This is a genomic window from Yersinia vastinensis, from assembly GCF_902726565.1.
Lineage (GTDB): Bacteria > Pseudomonadota > Gammaproteobacteria > Enterobacterales > Enterobacteriaceae > Yersinia > Yersinia vastinensis.
This window is the reverse complement of sequence record NZ_CACVAF010000002.1, coordinates 338625-356803: the sequence shown is the minus strand read 5'-3', so window position 1 is coordinate 356803 and position 18179 is coordinate 338625. Positions and strand designations below refer to the sequence as shown.

The window sequence follows — 18179 nt, the reverse complement described above, 5'->3', positions numbered from 1 at the left end:
AAATAAGGTGCTTAACTCGCCGGGGTATTCCCGGCGCATTATGGGCGGTGACGATGTTAATGGCTGTGGGGACGCCGCCGGTATGGGCGGCAGAAACCCCACCAGTGGCAGTTTTTAACTGGCAGGCGGCCCCCAGTGAGGAGCAATTGGCCCAACTGAGTTTGCGTGAGGCCATTTTGCGGGCATTTGCCCGTAACCCGCAAATTGCGCAAGCGGCGGCGCAAATAAAAGTGGGGCAAGGTGATTTGGATGTCGCTGAAAGTGGCTGGTATCCGCAGATTTCCCTACAGGGAACGACGGGAAAATCGCACCAAACAGATTCCGCTGGCAGTCTGAATAACGATGCTTCTGCCGGGATCCAATTGAGTCAATTGTTGTATGACTTTGGTAAAACGGGCGGCAGCATTGATGAACAACAAGCCTTGTCAGATGCCTATCGCTATGAACTGTTTAACGCCATGACTGCGGTGGGGTTGAGTACGGTTCAGGCGTATTTGCAAGTTAAACGCTATCAGGCATTAAGTGTGGTGGCGCGCAGCAATATTGCGTCACTGGAGAAAGTCAAAGAAACCGCCCAGCTCAGGGCTGATGCCGGCCTGAGTTCACAATCAGATGTGTTACAAGCAGAAACCCGAATCGCTGGCATGGTGGCGACGCTGGAGCAATATCGCGCGCAGCAGCGCTCGGCTCAGGCGCAACTGACAGTGCTAACCGGGGTGGTATCCGATAACTTACCCGATCTGCCTAAAGATCTGCTCAAGCAAAAAGTCACGCTCAATGCCATTCCCTATGATGCCAGCAGTGCAGTACGCAGCGCCGAGGCAAAACAGCAGGCCGCAATGCAGCGGGTGCGGCAAAGTCAGGCACAACACTGGCCGACCTTGAAGATTCAGGCGGGCCGAACTCGCTATGAAAATGATTCACGCTCTTACTGGGATGATCAGGTGCAACTGGCCCTCGAAGCACCGGTTTATCAAGGAGGCGCGGTGAGCGCTAAAGTACGCGCGGCAGAAGGTGCGCGGGCGGCGGCACAAGCGGAAGTTGAAAAAGCCAAACTGGATGTGAATCAAAAAGCCGCGATGGCGTACGCCGACATGATTGGTGCCATCCAACGTCAACAAGCGGGAGAACAGCAATTGGAAAGTGCCCGCCATACCCGCAGTGTCTATCAGGATGAATATAAGTTAAGCAAACGTAGCTTAAATGACCTGCTGAGTGTTGAGCAAGATGTGTTGCAGGCCGACTCAATGCGGCTGATGGCGCTGTATGACGGCTGGGATGCGACAGCACGCTATGCCTCGGCTGTCGATAATTTGGTGGACATGCTGGGTATTGATCGGGTCGCTCAGAGTGGTGAAAGGTTGCCGACGCTCTGAAAACGCCCAAACTCCCCCGTCCATTGACGGGCGGTTTCGGGTTTAACTGACCGCAAATGCGCACGCGACAGAGGTAACATGACGACGCAATCTACGCCAACAGAAGTCTGGATAACAGCAATGGCGAGAGTTGCCAGCCGCTATGGCAAGCCCGCTGATGTTAACTTTCTTGCCCAGCAAATGCGCTGGTTTGAGCAATTAAGTGGCTTACGCCAACTGGAACGACTCAGTGGCCTGCTGGGGTTGCAGGTCAATGTGATGCCATTGAAAAAAGTACGCTGGCGCAACGAGTTGTTGCCAGTGTTGCTGGAGCTGGAACCGGGCAGCGTAGCTGTTTTAGAGCACATGGGCGATGACGATTTAGTGAGCTATTGGCTCAGTGAAGGGGGGGACGTGGTACGGGAGGCGAGCTTGCAAGAATTGCTGGCACGCAGCCAAGGTCAGGTGGTGATGGTGGGAATGGCCAATCGGGGCCGTGATAAACGGATTGACGAATTTGTCGGGCCGTATCGTAAACACTGGTTTTGGCAAAATTTCCGTGGAGCGGGGCGTAAAATTGCCGAAATCTCTCTCGCGTCGGTACTGGGTAATGTGCTGGCGTTGGGCGGCATCCTGTTTTCAATGCAAGTCTACGATCGGGTGATTCCAGCTCAGTCATACGCCACGTTGTGGGTGCTGTTCTTTGGTGTGTTACTGGCGGCATTTATGGAATATGTCATTCGCCTAACCCGGACGCAGATCTCTGATTTAATGGGCAAAAAAATTGACCTCAATGTGTCGTCGATGCTGTTTGTCCGCGCTATGGCTATTAAAAATGAAGCACGGCCTAAATCGACGGGGTCGTTTATTTCCCAATTGCGCGAAATCGATCAAGTTCGAGAGTTGCTGACGTCCACGACAGTAGGGGCCGCGGCCGATATGCCTTTTGTGCTGCTGTTTCTGGCCATTATGGCGTTTATGGGAGGGCCATTGGTGGTCATTCCGCTGTTAGCAATCCCGTTGATTGTTATCCCCGGCTTATTAATTCAATTCCCACTGGCAAAGTTGGCGAAAGAAGGGATGCGTGAAGGGGCGTTACGCAATGCCATTTTGGTCGAAACCATTGAGGGGATTGAAGACATTAAAGCGTTACAGGCCGAGCCTTATTTCCAGCGCCAATGGGAGCAAACCCACGAGGTAAGTGCGGCGGTTGGGATGAAGCAGCGGCTGTGGGGGGCGCGTCTTACCGGCTGGGCCTCAACGGTTTCACAATTGACCTATGCCGGAATGTTGGTGTTTGGCACCTATTTGGTGCTGGCTGGAGAGATAACCACCGGTACGTTGGTCGCCAGCAGCTTGCTCTCCTCAAGAACCATTGCGCCGTTAATGCAATTGACGATGGTGTTCTCGCGTTGGCAACATGCGAAAAGTGCCATGACCGGCTTGAATGAATTACTCAAAAAACCGTTGGATCGCCCTGAAGAGGGTGAGCTGGCTCATTGCCCGATACTCAATGGTCACTATCAACTGCGGAATGTGCAGTACACCTATGATGAGGAAAAAGGGCAAAACGTGGTTGCCATTAGTTCACTGGAAATAAAGCCCGGTGAGAAAGTGGCGATCCTTGGCAAAGTAGGGGCCGGTAAATCCACTTTACTGAAGTTGCTAGCCGGCCAGGCTAGTGCGACCCAAGGCAAAGTGGTCATTGATGGTGTTGATATCAAACGCATTGAACCGGCGGATCTACGCCGCCAACTGGGTTTTTTATCGCAAGATTCCCGCCTGTTCTTTGGTTCATTACGACAAAACCTAATGCTGGGGCACCCTCATGCGACCGAACAGGAAATGATTCAAGCGCTGCGCATCAGTGGCGCAATCACTATGGTGCAGCAAGATGCGGCTTGCCTTGACCGGATTATTAATGAAGGTGGGAAGGGGTTATCGGGGGGGCAGCGGCAAATGGTATTACTGAGCCGCATGATTTTGCGTAATCCACAAGTAGTGTTGATGGATGAACCGACAGCATCAATGGATGAACAACTGGAAGATTATGTTATTCGCCAAATGCGCACTTGGTTAGATGGACGCATGTTGGTGCTGGTGACTCATAGGCCCGCATTACTAAAATTAGTGGACCGCATCATTGTCATGGACAACGGCCATGTCGTGGCTGATGGCCCACGAGACCATATCCTTAATGCGATGGCCAATAAATCTCAACAAGGTGCAGCCTAACAGGAGTTGGTCATGAGCAATTTAAGCCTACAACAAGAAAGGGCACAGCAGGAACGGCGCATGTCGGCCATTGTGTGGCTCATGTTGGTGGGGATGATAGTCATGTTTCTCTGGGCCTATTTCGCCATTCTGGATGAAGTTACAGTTGGCACCGGGAAAGTGACACCGTCGAGTCGTGCACAGCTAATAGAGAGTCTGGATGGCGGTATCATCAATGAGTTGCTGGTCCATGAAGGAGCTATCATCAATAAAGGGCAAATACTGGCCCGCCTCGATCCCACGCGTTTTCAATCTAATTATGGTGAGGCTGCCGCCAGAGTGCGGACGTTACGTGCCTCCGCTGAACGCTTACGGGCCGAACTTACTGGCGCGGCGCTGGTTTTCAGTGTCGATACCTTGAAAGAGCCGGAGTTGGTGGCGAGAGAGACTCAGTTTTACTTATCTCGGCGGCAAAACCTCAATGAGACGGTTAGCAATTTACAGCAGTCACTCAAGCTGGTGCAGCAGGAATTACGCATGACGGAACCTTTGGTGGCTAAAGGGGCAGCCAGTCAGGTCGAGGTGATTAGGCTACAGCGGCAAGTCAGTGATCTGCGAGGTAAAATTGACGAGGCTCGCAATCAGTACGCCGTCAGAGCTAGAGAGGAGCAGTTGAAAAACAATGCTGATTTGGATGCACAATTGCAGGTGGTCTCCGGCAAACAGGATCAGCTCACTCGAACGACACTGATCTCTCCTGTACGTGGGATCGTAAAAGATATTCAGGTTTCGACGGTCGGTGGGGTACTGCAACCCGGCGGTAAACTGATGGAAATCGTACCGATTGAAGAACAATTGTTGATCGAAACGCGTATTAACCCTCGTGATATTGCTTATATTCGACCCGGGTTACCCGCTACAGTAAAAATCACGGCTTATGATTCATCAATCTACGGCAATCTGGAGGGCGTGGTAGAAACGGTTTCGCCGGATACCCTGCAAGATGAGGTCAAACGGGACCAGTTTTACTATCGTATCTACGTTCGTACTAATCGGGCTGAGTTGACCAATAAAGCTGGTAAATCGTTTCCTATATTACCGGGAATGGTTGCCAGCGTAGAAATTAAAACGGGTCAGAAAACAGTTTTAGATTACCTAATAAAACCGCTAAATAAAGTGAAGGAATCATTGCGGGAGCGCTAATATTACTGTTCATTATTTATCACTATGCGCCTTTTACTCTCAGGGCTGAAGAGTGTTTATTGGCGTAAAAAGATGAAGTTATGCAGTTAAATAATTGATTGATCATTAACCTATCAGGCTAATTATTAGTCTGTGATGATTGAGCTATTCGTGCTTAAATATAAATACGAAACTATATACGTAACCTATTATTTCATTTTTGAAATATACCAGCCACTATAAATATACTTTACTATATATATTGCAGGCAATAAAAAAGCCGGTCAATTGACCGGCCGTAACACTAACGAATTATCTGGCTGCGTAAGCCACAATGTAGGTAATAGTAAAATAATGATGATAGCGGATTTATTATAGCCTCTGTTTTTCGAATGTCACTTGTCAATTTGTGCGGTTTTTATTTTTATGCATATCTTTGATTTTATTATAAAAATAATTATTTTTGATTATGCGTGCTCTATTTTTAAGTATTTTTTGTTTTTGTGAAAGTTCGCTCTCATTTACATTTTGAAATGCTTTTTGGTCATATGAAACATTATTCGAGACTTGGTAGCATTTTCTGTATAGATTAATCCTAATCTTATTACCACAATAGAATCACCCCATTGGGATTATATGCTCGCAAGAGCAGTGGCATAGTTAGATCTAATAATTAGAGGATAATAACGATGAAACTTCGAGTTCTTTCCCTGCTTGTTCCGGCCTTATTAGTCGCAGGTAGCGCAGGCGCGGCTGAAATTTACAACAAAGACGGTAATAAACTGGATCTGTACGGTAAAGTCGATGGTTTGCATTATTTTTCTGATGATAAGAGCAAGGATGGCGACCAGTCTTACATGCGTTTTGGTCTGAAAGGCGAAACTCAGATCAGCGACCAACTGACCGGTTACGGCCAGTGGGAATATCAGGCGAATCTAAACAAAGCAGAAAGCCAAGACCAAGATAACTTTACTCGTATTGGCTTCGCTGGTTTGAAATTCGCTGATTACGGTTCTTTTGATTATGGTCGTAACTATGGTGTGCTTTACGACGTAACTTCATGGACCGACGTACTGCCAGAGTTTGGTGGTGATACTTACGGTGCGGATAACTTCCTGTCACAGCGTGGTAATGGCATTGCGACTTACCGTAACAGCAACTTCTTTGGTCTGGTTGATGGCCTGAACTTCGCACTGCAATACCAAGGCAAGAACGGCAGCGGTACTGAAACCAACAATGGCCGTGATGTACAAGGCCAGAATGGTGACGGCTACGGTATGTCCGTATCTTACGATCTGGGCTGGGGTGTGAGTGCATCGGCTGCCATGGCAAGCTCTAAACGTACCGATGATCAAAATAACCTGGCATTTGGTCATGGCGATCGTGCTGATGCCTATACCGGTGGTCTGAAATATGATGCGAACAATGTTTATCTGGCGGCAACTTATGCCCAGACTTACAACTTGACTCGCTTCGGTAAGTTCAACAGCGATCCTACTGCAATTTCCGGTTTTGCTAACAAAGCACAAAACATTGAATTAGTCGCTCAGTATCAGTTTGATTTCGGTCTGCGCCCATCCGTAGCTTACCTGCAATCTAAAGGTAAAGACCTCGGCAACGGCTATGGTGACCAAGATCTGGTGAAATATGTTGATGTCGGTGCAACTTACTTCTTCAACAAAAACATGTCCACCTATGTTGATTACAAAATCAACCTGTTGGATGAAAACCAATTCACCAAAAATGCCGGTATCAACACTGATGATATCGTAGCGGTTGGTTTGGTTTACCAGTTCTAATCCTGATAACAGGGTAGGTTCTGATAAAACGCGGTCATTTGGCCGCGTTTTTTTGTTTTTGTTAGTGCGTAAACCGAGTTGTCGCCTAAGCTAAAATAGGTGTGTTTTTGACCGGAGTGACTTTTTTTGACCAGTTTTGGCGTGAAGTTTAACCAAACGAATCGAATTTCAATTTTTTCTGAATGAAACACTAGACATATCATTACGCTATAGATGATAATGCCGCCCATTGGAAGGATGGCCGAGTGGTTTAAGGCAACGGTCTTGAAAACCGTCGACTGTAACAGGTCCTAGAGTTCGAATCTCTATCCTTCCGCCAAATTACGCCGGCATAGCTCAGTTGGTAGAGCAACTGACTTGTAATCAGTAGGTCCCGAGTTCGACTCTTGGTGCCGGCACCAATTAAAAGCCCGTTATCTGAATAAGATAACGGGCTTTTTGCTTTCTGACTGATGATGATCGGCGGCAGTTTTTAGCTCCGCCGCCGATAGTATTAGCCGTTCTTCGCTAGTTGAGCAACCAGTTGATTGACGCCATCGCTCATATTGGTGAACTTGGTCAATTGGGTGCGGGTGACCACTACAAAGACGCCAATATTCTTCTCAGGTATCATCGCCATGTAGGTAATAAATCCGCCACCCCCGCCGGTTTTTTGCATGATGCCAGGCAGCTCAGCATTGGGGGCCATGTAAACCCAGCCTAAACCTAACGCATCGGCCTGACCGGCAACATCCATCCCTTTCAATGAAACTAAGTCGCGGCGCTGGAAATACATGGCTTGTTCACGTTTAGCTGAATTCTTGCGTGCATTCTTATCTGAAGATAAAAATTGTTGCATCCACCGCTGCATATCTTCCGGTGTTGAGTAAACCCCACCGCTACCCGCTGCCGCAGTGGTGTTCTCACAGCGGCTGCTGCCAACACCGACCATCAGACGGCTGCATTGCTCCGCTGTTGGGGTGAGGGTGGTGTTACGCATTCCTAGCGGAGCGGTGATTTTATCGCGCAATAAGCTGGTATAAGGTTTTCCTGACGCCCGTGATAGCGCATCAGCCAGCAAATCGTAGGCTAAATTGGAGTAAGCCGCTTTGACTCCGGGCGGAACAGTCACCGTGGCCTGTTTCAGCCATTGCCAGCGGTTATCCTTAGTTGGCCAGGTAAACACCGGCCTTTTTTGCGGGCCACCCGGTTGCTCACGTGGCAGGCCGCTGGTGTGGCTGGCTAAATTCAGCAGGGTAATTGGCTGTTTCGTATTATAAGCCGGAACCTTGGCCCCACTCGGCGCATATTTTCGCAGCGGATCGGTCAATTTTACTGTGCCATCTTCGGCCAGTTTAACCATCACCTCACTGGTCATTAGCTTAGTGATGGAGGCAATACGAATTAATGAGTCTGGTCGCGGGCGAAGATTGTTACCGGGTTTGGTTTCGCCAAAACTCCGGTTGACCACTTGGTTATTATCAATCACCACCAGTGCCATACCCATGGCTCCGCTGTTATAGAAAATATGTTCGGCGTATTGGTCAACAACTTGTGATGTCAAAAGTGCCGTATCGGCGTAGCTGTGCATAGGTATCGTCAATAGCGCGGCAGACAGCAGTGAAGCAGAGAGATGTTTCAGCAATCGTTTATCCATGTTCAAAAAACTAAATAAGTGGTCGTGGACTTATAGTAATCGGATATTTGTATAAAACATGCGGAAATTTTCAGGTAGACGAATAATTTACATTACAGGGGGAGGCATTACCCGGAGGGATAAAAAAACCGCATCAAGGACGCCGATGCGGTTTGATATGATTACCAGAGTGAATTAACTCTCAGTCACTGGTTTAGGAACGACATTTGTGGACTCTTTCATACCAAGAGGGTTGTTGCCCCAGCATTGTTCATATTTCCAGCCAGTAAGTTCTTCCGCCACGGCGCGGGCATGAGCTGGGATATCTGCCATGGCACCGCCACCTTTAATTCGCTCAATTTCTTCCAGCAGAATTTTGTGATTCTTGCGGTCGAGTTTCATCTGTGTGGTGTAGTAAATTGCCACCAAGGCCAAGGCAATGACACCGATGGCGAACACACCGACAATTGCTTGTACCGCAACTTCTGGCTGGCTCGATTGCCCGGAAACAAAACCAAAGCGACTTAATGTCCACCCCATGGCGAAGACGATAACTGAACGCACCATTTTACCCGCGAAAGTCATGGCACCTGCGTAGATACCTTCACGGCGACGGCCTGTTAATACTTCATCTACATCAGCCAGGAAAGTGTAAACCGTCCATGGAATATAGTAGATACCGCCGGTACTTAGGCCAAAAACAGCGGTAATACAGAACAGCACAATCACGGTCGTAGTTTGAGACCAGCCGGTAAAATAGAGTGCGGCATAGGCGATAACACTGACAATAACCACTTGCAGCGCAATACGGAATGGGCGAGCAAAACCCATTTTGACGCAGATGCCAATAAAGACCGCGGTTGAAATCAACTGCATGATTGAGCTGAAGCTATTGAGTTGAGAAACCAGCGCCGCGTCTTGGCCCAAGCCAAAAATAATGAAGTAGGTAAATGCGGAAGCGAATAGCCATTCAGCGCCGAAACCAAACAGGTACATCCCCAGATGTTTACGGAAAATACGCAGATGGAAAGTCGATGCCATATCCACACACAGCTTTTTCAATGCTTGACCTAAGCTGCTGGTGGTCTCTCTAACCACTTCACTGGCAGGACGCTCCCAAGATGAACTATAAAGCCAGATCATCGCGCAGCACATAATGAGACCATAAGCGATACCGGTATAGAGGAATGGTGTTGCCGAATCTTTACCGTAAATAGCAATAAACTGGCCGGGAATAAAGGCGGCCAAAAAGTTTGCAACTTTGCCAAAAATAGCTTTGGAACCGGTTAGTTTTGAGCGTTTAGCAAAATCGGTTGTCATCTCGGTTGCCAATGTTTCATAAGGCACCATGATAGACGTGTAAATGAGTTCAAACAGCGCGTAGGTCAGCAGGTAATACCAGAAACCAAAGCCGCTCATCCATAGCATTGGATAAACCAAGACCAGGGGGATCCCTAGCAAAATAAAGAAGCGACGACGGCCAAATATACGGCCAAGGCGTGTGTTGTAAAAGTTATCAGTGATATAACCCATGACCGGGTTACTGATGGCATCGAGAATACTGGCGATTGAAAAGATAGTGGCCGCTTCGACGACAGACAGTCCGCAAAAGGTGGTATAGAAATACATTAACCAGGCACCGCTAATTGCTAATGCCCCACTTCCCAATAAGTTGGCGCTCCCATACGCCAACGTATGTCTTGTTGTTATAGCTTTACTCATTTTTACCACCACCTCAAATTAAAACAATGTTTCATTAATAATGGATAAGCGTTTTCTTTATAAAGGTATGGTGTTCATAAAAATGAGTGGTCGATCACGAAAAAGGGTTTTGTGGCCTGAAAAAGCGCGTATTACAGTAAAAAATTGATATGAATCAAATTAGTGGATAGAGGAAATATTCGGCAAAAAAACAAAATATCCATAAGAATACGAATAAGCGATAATGCACGCTTACGGCAATCATCACCGTGACAAAGGTGGCAAGATTTTAATCAATAGTCTGAAATATCAGCAGTAGTGAAGGATGTAAGATGGCGAAGAAAAACCCGTATTATGATGCCAGTAAGCCACACCACACTGAGTTTGGATTTCAGAATCTGGAACCCGTCATCCACCATCCACAGGATTTAAAACGCTGGCGCGAAGAGCGTAAACGTCAGTCACTACCCAAACCCCCGCAACAAGGCTATGCGCAGTTTGTTGCTGACTGGTGGCAATCGGCAGATTTCAGCGGCCAGCAAGATGCCTTATGGTGGTTGGGTCATGCCTCTCTATTGTTACGTGTCGCGGGGAAAACGGTATTGTTTGACCCGGTACTGTCTTGTCGTGCTTCCCCTCTCAATTTTTACGGGCCTGCGCGCAGAACTCCGGCACCCGCCAGTGTGAAGGAATTACCGCATATTGATGTTGTCGTTATTTCCCACAACCACTACGACCATCTGGATGTCACGACGATTACCCAACTCATTCGTCGCTTCCCCGAGGTGATTTTTTTGGCACCACTCGGGCTAAAAAGTTGGTTCGTGCACCATGGAGCTAAACATGTCCATGAGTTAGATTGGTGGGATAAGCATCAGGCCGCTGAATTTGAGTTTCATTGTGTTCCTGCGCGCCATTGGAGCATGCGCACGCCGTGGGATCGGAATCAAAGTTTGTGGTCGGGTTGGGTCGTTAAGCGCGATGAGATTAACTTCTATTTCACCGGTGATACTGGTTATTGTCAGCAACTGCTAGCAATCGGTGAAAGGTTAGGGCCATTTAATTATGCGGCCCTCCCCATTGGCGCTTATGCTCCACGTTGGTTTATGAATGCACAGCATATGGATCCGCAGCAATCAGTACATTTATTTGCGCAATTACAGCAGCCGATAACAGTCCCAATTCATTGGGGGGTTTTTGAATTGGCTGATGAATCTCTGGATGAGCCGCCACAACAATTGAAAATGGCCTTAACTGAAGCAGGTATTCCACAAGATAATTTTGTACCCATTAAGATTGGTGCATGCATCGTGCTGGAATAGGGGAATTTCAGCGGGCTGATGATAGCCCGCTGAAACTACAGGTCTGATGGACTAGATTTTGAATTGGTTCACCGCCCCAGTTAAATCTGCCGCCTGGGCCTGTAGCGCTGCAGATGCTGCGGTTGATTCCTGTACCAGTGCGGCATTTTGTTGCACCATGGTATCCAATTGCGCGACCGCGCTATTGATCTCATGAATGCCACGCATTTGCTCATCAGCGGCATTAGTGATTTCTGACATAATGGTGGTGACGTCAGATACGCTACTGACAATTTCGGTCATGGTGTTGCTGGCCTGACGGACTTGACCAGAACCTGAAGCTACGCTGCTGACAGTTGATTCAATCAATGTTTTAATTTCTTTTGCTGCTTGCGCACTGCGTTGCGCCAGTGTGCGAACTTCCCCTGCCACGACGGCAAAACCTCTGCCTTGCTCACCTGCGCGTGCCGCTTCTACAGCGGCATTCAGCGCCAATATGTTGGTTTGGAATGCAATACCGTCAATGACACTGGTGATGTCGCCAATTTTGCCAGATGCGGCCTCAATCGATTCCATGGTTGTGATTACTTTCGCAATAACATCCCCTCCGCGAGAGGCATCATTTGCAGCAGAGAGCACTGCGGTATTGGCTTGCCTTGCCGCACTGGCTGACTGAGCCACAGTTGCCGAGATTTGTTCTAATGCGGCTGAGGTTTGTTGCAAACTGGCGGCCGCTGATTCTGTTCGACCTGACAAATCCTGATTACCTGCTGCTATTTCATTGGCTGCAATCCGTACCGACTCGCTAGTGTCACGAATTTGCGCCATAACCGCACTGAGTTTGTCGGCAAAGTTGTTGAATGAAAGGGCTATCTTGGCCACTTCATCACGGCCTTCTATTGGCAAACGCTGAGTTAAATCTTCGGTGCCAGAACTGATTGCATCCATGGCTTTGTGCACATGGGTCAGGGGAGCTAATGCACGCTGAGTAATCAGACCAATGATAACCGTCGCTATCAAAATAATAACAACTAAAGTGACCAAAGATGTTGTCAGCAATGAGCGCATGCCCGCCGTGGCTTGAGCTTTGTCCAATGCGACAACGGTAAACCACTGAGTACCTGGGACGGCTTGTGCCAGTAGCAACTTACTGCTGCCGCCAATATCGACAGTCATGGGCTCCGTTGCCGTCAACAGTGTGCTCAAGTCCAGTGAGGGGGCAATTTCACTTAAGGGTTTCAGGGTTAGTTGTGCATCTTGATGCGCGATGATTGTGCCATCGGCATCAATTAACATGCCGAAGCTATCATCAGTCGGGTGTATCGATTTTACATTAGCAATCACACTATCCATGGTGACATCGGCAGCCAATACCCCTTTAACATGTCCATCTTGATTAATCGGCAATGCAAAAGTGACCACCAGCTGGTTGGTTCCCGCATCGACATAAGGGGGAGTGACCACGGGTTTGCCTGCTTTCACTGCTTGTAAATACCAAGGTCGGCCAGTGGGGTCGTAATCTGCGGGAATACCATCAGGGTTAGAAAAGATAGCTGTCTTATTGGCGTAACCAATATAAACGTTAATGAAGTTACCGGCGGCGGCAACTTGGCGTAGTGCGGTCGTTGGGTCTGCTGCCAGTGCGCTGTCTTTCAGTGACACAATCATTTGGGTTTTAGATGCAACCCAATCTGCAATTCCTACACCATGACTCGCTGTTACCGCAGTGAGGGTATTATCAATGGCACGACTATTGTATTTGTTAGCAACTGAATAGTTAAAGTAAGTGTTAATGGCCAAAGAACCCGCCACGATGAAGATACAGGCAGCCAAGATACGTGAACGAATAGAATCAAGCATAGAGCGTCCTAAATAGAAGGGAAGGCATGATTCAAGTAACGGCGTGGTTTAGAAAAACTTGAGCTGAGTCACGGTTACAAAGTGTAATTTATGCACCATTGTTAATTATTTTTTATGTGATGGTGACAATATAGAAGGATTTTGTTGATGTTAATTTCTAATAAAAACATTAACTTGATCGTTTTTTGATCTTGAAGGTATTGCGTTGACACGGGGTAAAGTTGAAAAAAATAGGGAGATAAAAATAAAGATTAGCACCAATCCGTAAGCATAAAGGAGGCAGGATTGATGCTGAATATGTGTAGTTATACTCTTTCAGAAAGATTAAAACGTATACTGCAAACCGACACTAATACTTTGATTTTGATGAGATATTCCCGAACCTTCAGAGAATTTGGCTGAAGCACCCGTGGTGCGGTCAAGTATTTGTGTGCCCCCTTTCCCTTCGGAGTAGCGGTTCCAGGCGGCTTCAATCAATAATTTAGTGTTGTTAGTGATGTAATAACCAGCATTAATAACAATGCCGTAATAACGTGATTTTTTGCTGCTATCTTTGAATGAAAGATTGCGTAAGTAATGCTCATCATGACCTTGAGCATTAACCCATCGGCTATATTTCACTAAGGTATTAAATTCGTAATCCTGGTAGCGATAATGACTCGCTAACCCGACATAGGGCATATCAAATTTTTGTTTATAACCGAGACCTGCCACTTCATCAGGTTGCGGTTTTGTATAATTGCTGTGCCCACCATATGCTGTCCAACTATTATTATACCGCTGGTAACCATACATTAAGGAAATTCGGTAATTATGTTGCTGTAAAAACCAAAACTTAGCATTGACGTCCATTTCATTGGCATAATTTAAGTTGCTTTTTTCATGGTGGGACCAATGAGACCATTGGGTTTGTTTTGAATTAAGCCAATCATAATCATCCATCAACCCATGACTGGATGTTAATGTACTCCAGCCTCTAGCACTCAATGTCAATCGAGATAAAAAATCCCATGAGATCTCAGCTTTAATAATAGGTGTGTTTTTTGCCTTCCAATCTAGTTGGCTTAATTTACGACCATTACCTGGCACATTGTAAACAAATTCACGAGATTCTGAATTTAATAAACCTAGTGAGGTACTGACAATAACATTATTTGTGATATGACTTTGCTGGTTTGCGGCGGCAGTATGGCTCGCCAGCAGTAATGCTAATGTACAAACACTTTCTTTAGTGATTAGCGTGATTTTCATTATTAACCTTTACTCTGTTTACGTTTCTGTAAGGAAACCTAACATCGATAAAGTATTAATTTTTTAAAATAAAGATTAAAAGAAAATCAAAAAAATTAATTTATCACTAAATAATGTCTCTAGGATAATAAAGAATATCACTGAGTCAGTTTAACAGATTTTAATTTTCTCAGAATTCACTGACTAACCACTCATCTGCCTCATCAAACATTTCTTCAACTAAGCGGTTGAGTACTGATTTCTCTTGTTTACTCGCATCCGTGTTGATGCCGTTAGCCTGCATTGGTTTGACCCTAACGTCGGCATCTGGAAATACTTGATGCACTCGCTTGGTTAGTTCGGTCTTAATCATTTCATTCGCATTGGCAAGGCCAGCAACATTACGTTTGTCGTAGATTAGTTCAACTCGCATGGGTTCTTTCCTGAGTAAATAATACTGTTTTAATATACAGTATTTTAAGTGTGAGGCAATAGGATTTTAGTCATTTTAGCGAGAGAACAAGCTAACTTTCTGTTTAATGAGTGGTTTTTGTTATTGAAAAATAACCGCAGGTGATTTACTGGATAATAACTGGCGGTTATTTTTTTTGTGTGAATTTATCTGCTTGTTTATATAGATAATTTAAATTTTTTGCCGTGAGAGTGCGTTCTCAAAAATAGATGCTTTTGGCTAATCTATTTCCAACCAGCGGGCATCAACGACGACGCCAAGGATCTTACAGTTACCATTAAGTTCGATTAAACGGTAGGCTGGATTCAATGGTTTCAAGTACTTAACGCCAGCATCAACAATCAATTTCTTAAATGTGGCTTCGTTGTCATCTGTTAATTTGGCAACAACAAAATTACCCGGCATCGGTTCTTTTTCTGGGTCGATGAGGATAATCATGCCTTCTGGAAAGCTGATGCCCGACGGTGAGGTCATGGAATCGCCTTTGACACTCAACCAAAAGGCACTGTCATGCGCATTCTTGGTCGACTCTGGCCAAATTTCAATATCACGCAGGGTATAAGGCTCTATTGCTTCATACCAATTACCCGCGCTGATCCAACTGATCAGTGGGTAACTGTTGGCGACAGAGCCTACCGGTTTGTCATTTAGCCCACCGCGAGTCGGGATCGATAGGCTCTCGGCCATCTTTGCCAGCTCTTTTGCCAATGAGGGGCTAAAGCTACTGATAGGCTCATTCAGTACTTTCGCGAAAGCAGCAGCGTTGGTCACATTGAGCGGATTGATGCCGTTCAAGAATTGGTTGACGGCACTTTGCCCCACGCCCAATTCGTGCGCAACAGACTCTTGGGATATACCCAGTGCCTTTTTCTTGGCATTAAACAGCTCTTTCAGCCGTTTAGCGTCGTCTAACTGTTCTGGCGTCAGTGGCTTCTTTTTCATGAGTCAATTTTATTACCGTTAGCAATAATATCCAATCACCTGCGGTATTGACTATAAAATCACTTGCGGTAATAATCAATCAAAATATATAAGAGAAACGCATAGAATCGCATCGGTAACAGGCACTCTCTGCAGTGCTACAAGCCTACGCGATGTGAGTTGCTCTGGTTATCACAAGAAGACGGCGGCCTGATTTACCGGTGGTTTCCGTTGTTGAACAATTGATAGGTTGAGGTGTCACCGTGTGGCCCCGCCTTTGTGGAGTAGCTATATATGAGTTCAATCAACAGTCCGCAAGCCGGAAACACCAGCCAGAAGAACCAGGGCATAAGAGACATTCAATTAGTACTTGCCCGCTGGGGTGTGTGGGCAAGATGCAGCTCAGGGCTGGATTATTCCTCCATCGCTGCCGGTTTCAAAGGCCTGCTTCCTGATACTTCGAAAAGCAAAGCATCCTGTTGTGATGATGATGGTTTAGTGGTGGATGGTTGTGTTGCTAGGCTAAAACAATATCGGCCAGAAGAATATGAATTAATTATCCGTCATTATGTTCTTAATCAATCAAAACGGGCGATTGCACGCCAGCAAAAAAGAGATGAAAAGCTGGTAAGGATTAATATGCAAATGGCGGAGGGTTTTGTTGATGGTTGTCTGGCAATGTTGAATGTGAAATTAGAAATGGATCCGTTGATCGAAAACTTACATATTTATGAAAAAACATTAACGCGGTCCGCGAAAAGTGTATTAGTCTGAAATGAGTGGTTAGTCGGTTACGTAAGACTAATTATTTGAAATCCTGCTTTGGCAGGATTTTTTGTTTTTGTATTTTCTATTTTTAATGAAAGAAAATAAAATTAAAAATAATTAAAAAAAAGCTAACGCGGTCCGCAAAAAGTATATTAGTCTGATATCACTGCTTCATTACATACTGATTAACTAACAGGAAAGCCCCGCAATGTCGGGGCTTTCCTGTTTCTGTTGATTATATATGCCGGTGGGTCAGGGAGGGAGGTTATAAATGAATGAACAAAATCAACTACCCTATTGGTGGACAGGCGCACTGGCATTATTCTCGGCTCTGAGTTTACAGGATTACATCTTTATTCTCGGCACGGTAATTAGCGTCATATTCACCATCAAAACGTATTACGTCAATCTGCGTGAAAAGGACGCAATAATTAAAGAGGAACAGCGCAGAACTGAGATTTTACGTGATTTTCTGAAAAACAAAACAGCCGAGAATATTCCAGCCGCTATTGCAGTATGCAATGACGCATTAAATAAGATGGAGAGTTGAGATGACGCCAGCATTGCGTAACAAAATAGTTGGTGCGATCGCTGGCGGTGCAATTGCTATTGCGAGTGTTCTACTTGGTGGGCATGAGGGGGTCGAGGGCCGTCAATACCGTGCTTATTATGATGTTGCGGGGGTGTTGACGGTGTGCGATGGGCACACTGGCAAAGACATTATTCGCCATAAACAGTACAGCGACCAGGAATGTGATGCATTGCTGCAACAGGACTTACTGCCAGTAAAGCAGCGGGTAGATAGTGCAGTGCATGTCCCTTTGGGGGATTACACCCGTGCTGCACTCTATTCCTTTACCTACAACGTCGGCAGCACCGCATTTATCAATTCAACCTTATTAAAGAAATTGAATAGCGGAGATATTGCTGGCGCATGCGACGAATTACGGCGCTGGATCATGGCAGGGGGAAAACGTTGGCAGGGCTTGGTCAATCGCCGCGAGATTGAACGTGAACTCTGTTTGATGCCGCCGCAAATCACTAATAGCACGCAGGAGAGTAAATGAAGACGCGAATCGTCACGGCGGTAGCGCTGCTGTTATTGCTGCTCGGTCTGATGGCAAATGCTGTTCGCCTGAGTGCTAAACAGCGGCAAGTATATGCAGAGCTGCAAGCCCAGCAAGTAGTGAATCAAACGCTAGGGAACATCATCGATGCCTATCAGTTAAACGATGCGGCGAATCGAGCCGCTGTTGCCAGACAGTTGGAAAGTGAAAGGACGTTACGACATGAAACTGAAGATCGTCTCAAGCGTTTTGCGGCTGCGGCAGCAACTGATAGTTGCGCTGCTCACCGTATGCCTGAGTCTGGTATTAACATCTTGCGCGAATAAACCCGGCACAATTTTAGCCAAAACTCCGGTGCTACTACCACCAGAGTCGGCAATGACGGAATGTGAAATTCCCGAATTTACCGGTTCAACATGGGGGGACAGTGCGCTCTATGCTCTGGCCCTGAAACGGGAATTGCGCATCTGTAAAGGGCGGTTAGATGAAATTATCTCTTGGCGTGCAACCCTTCGCCCTTGAAATCTTAGGTACGTTAGTGGCGAGAATTCACTTGAATGACTTCTTGCGCTGAGTGGTTTACAGCGGATCTGCGGCTCGAATGACGTTGGGTCTCGTTAACGTTTTATCCCCTACGGGCAACTATTTATCAGGAGAATAATCATGGCATGGATTGATATCGGAATATGTACTT

At 46.4% G+C, this 18179-nt stretch carries 16 protein-coding genes and 2 tRNA genes; 12 read left to right on the top strand and 6 right to left on the bottom strand.

The features are described from left to right. The first annotated feature begins 53 nt into the window (after positions 1 to 53). The 6 genes from HUZ92_RS04325 (at position 54) to HUZ92_RS04300 (ending at position 6951) form a co-directional block, all read left to right on the top strand. Positions 54 to 1376, top strand: coding sequence for a TolC family outer membrane protein (locus HUZ92_RS04325; RefSeq protein WP_235897004.1), 1323 nt, complete (start codon positions 54 to 56; stop codon positions 1374 to 1376). 78 nt (positions 1377 to 1454) lie between these two features. Then, positions 1455 to 3590, top strand: a complete 2136-nt coding sequence (locus tag HUZ92_RS04320) for a type I secretion system permease/ATPase (RefSeq protein ID WP_072086440.1) — start codon at positions 1455 to 1457, stop codon at positions 3588 to 3590. 12 nt (positions 3591 to 3602) lie between these two features. After that, on the top strand, positions 3603 to 4772 hold the full coding sequence (locus tag HUZ92_RS04315; RefSeq protein WP_050140418.1) for an HlyD family efflux transporter periplasmic adaptor subunit: 1170 nt from the start codon (positions 3603 to 3605) through the stop codon (positions 4770 to 4772). Between the two features lie 668 nt (positions 4773 to 5440). Then, positions 5441 to 6550, top strand: coding sequence for a porin OmpC (locus HUZ92_RS04310; RefSeq protein ID WP_050140419.1), 1110 nt, complete (start codon positions 5441 to 5443; stop codon positions 6548 to 6550). Positions 6551 to 6781: 231 nt separating this feature from the next. Beyond that, a tRNA-Ser gene (locus HUZ92_RS04305) sits at positions 6782 to 6869 on the top strand. Positions 6870 to 6875: 6 nt separating this feature from the next. Continuing rightward, positions 6876 to 6951, top strand: a tRNA-Thr gene (locus HUZ92_RS04300). 92 nt (positions 6952 to 7043) lie between these two features. On the opposite strand, the gene ampH is transcribed toward HUZ92_RS04300, so the two are convergent. Further along, positions 7044 to 8186 carry a D-alanyl-D-alanine-carboxypeptidase/endopeptidase AmpH gene (gene ampH, locus HUZ92_RS04295; RefSeq protein ID WP_050096947.1) on the bottom strand — a complete coding sequence of 381 codons (1143 nt, stop codon included), beginning with the start codon at positions 8184 to 8186 and terminating at the stop codon, positions 7044 to 7046. Between the two features lie 174 nt (positions 8187 to 8360). Further along, a complete protein-coding gene (locus HUZ92_RS04290) occupies positions 8361 to 9887 on the bottom strand; it encodes an MFS transporter (protein ID WP_050096948.1) in 1527 nt (508 codons plus the stop codon). Positions 9888 to 10198: 311 nt separating this feature from the next. On the opposite strand from HUZ92_RS04290, the gene HUZ92_RS04285 reads away from it, so the two are divergent. Continuing rightward, positions 10199 to 11188, top strand: coding sequence for an MBL fold metallo-hydrolase (locus HUZ92_RS04285; protein WP_164908306.1), 990 nt, complete (start codon positions 10199 to 10201; stop codon positions 11186 to 11188). A 51-nt stretch (positions 11189 to 11239) separates the two neighbouring features. Here the strand turns inward: HUZ92_RS04285 and HUZ92_RS04280 are convergent, their stop codons facing one another. From HUZ92_RS04280 to HUZ92_RS04265, 4 genes are all read right to left on the bottom strand, one after another. After that, the gene (locus HUZ92_RS04280) at positions 11240 to 13027 is read right to left on the bottom strand and encodes a methyl-accepting chemotaxis protein (RefSeq protein ID WP_145579996.1); all 1788 of its coding nucleotides are present in this window, start codon (positions 13025 to 13027) and stop codon (positions 11240 to 11242) included. 324 nt (positions 13028 to 13351) lie between these two features. Next, positions 13352 to 14278: an omptin family outer membrane protease gene (locus HUZ92_RS04275; protein WP_050096951.1), complete on the bottom strand. Its 927-nt coding sequence runs from the start codon at positions 14276 to 14278 to the stop codon at positions 13352 to 13354. Positions 14279 to 14447: 169 nt separating this feature from the next. Further along, positions 14448 to 14690 (bottom strand): DinI-like family protein, encoded by a 243-nt coding sequence (locus HUZ92_RS04270; RefSeq protein WP_050096952.1) that lies wholly within the window; start codon positions 14688 to 14690, stop codon positions 14448 to 14450. Positions 14691 to 14948: 258 nt separating this feature from the next. Further along, positions 14949 to 15671 carry a LexA family protein gene (locus HUZ92_RS04265; RefSeq protein ID WP_050096953.1) on the bottom strand — a complete coding sequence of 241 codons (723 nt, stop codon included), beginning with the start codon at positions 15669 to 15671 and terminating at the stop codon, positions 14949 to 14951. 327 nt (positions 15672 to 15998) lie between these two features. Here HUZ92_RS04265 and HUZ92_RS04260 point away from each other — a divergent pair, with 327 nt between their 5' ends. The 5 genes from HUZ92_RS04260 (at position 15999) to lysC (ending at position 18007) form a co-directional block, all read left to right on the top strand. After that, a complete protein-coding gene (locus HUZ92_RS04260) occupies positions 15999 to 16424 on the top strand; it encodes an antiterminator Q family protein (RefSeq protein ID WP_260653986.1) in 426 nt (141 codons plus the stop codon). 265 nt (positions 16425 to 16689) lie between these two features. Next, positions 16690 to 16968, top strand: coding sequence for a hypothetical protein (locus HUZ92_RS04255; protein WP_128450900.1), 279 nt, complete (start codon positions 16690 to 16692; stop codon positions 16966 to 16968). A 1-nt stretch (position 16969) separates the two neighbouring features. After that, positions 16970 to 17485, top strand: a complete 516-nt coding sequence (locus tag HUZ92_RS04250; protein WP_050140426.1) for a lysozyme — start codon at positions 16970 to 16972, stop codon at positions 17483 to 17485. After that, entirely contained in the window at positions 17482 to 17811 is a 330-nt protein-coding gene (locus HUZ92_RS04245; RefSeq protein WP_128450899.1) for a DUF2570 domain-containing protein, read from the top strand. Before HUZ92_RS04250 ends, HUZ92_RS04245 begins: the two co-directional genes overlap by 4 nt. Further along, positions 17708 to 18007, top strand: a complete 300-nt coding sequence (gene lysC / locus HUZ92_RS21085) for an Rz1-like lysis system protein LysC (protein ID WP_422645877.1) — start codon at positions 17708 to 17710, stop codon at positions 18005 to 18007. The genes HUZ92_RS04245 and lysC overlap by 104 nt, the downstream gene beginning before the upstream one ends. The last annotated feature ends 172 nt before the right edge of the window (positions 18008 to 18179 follow it).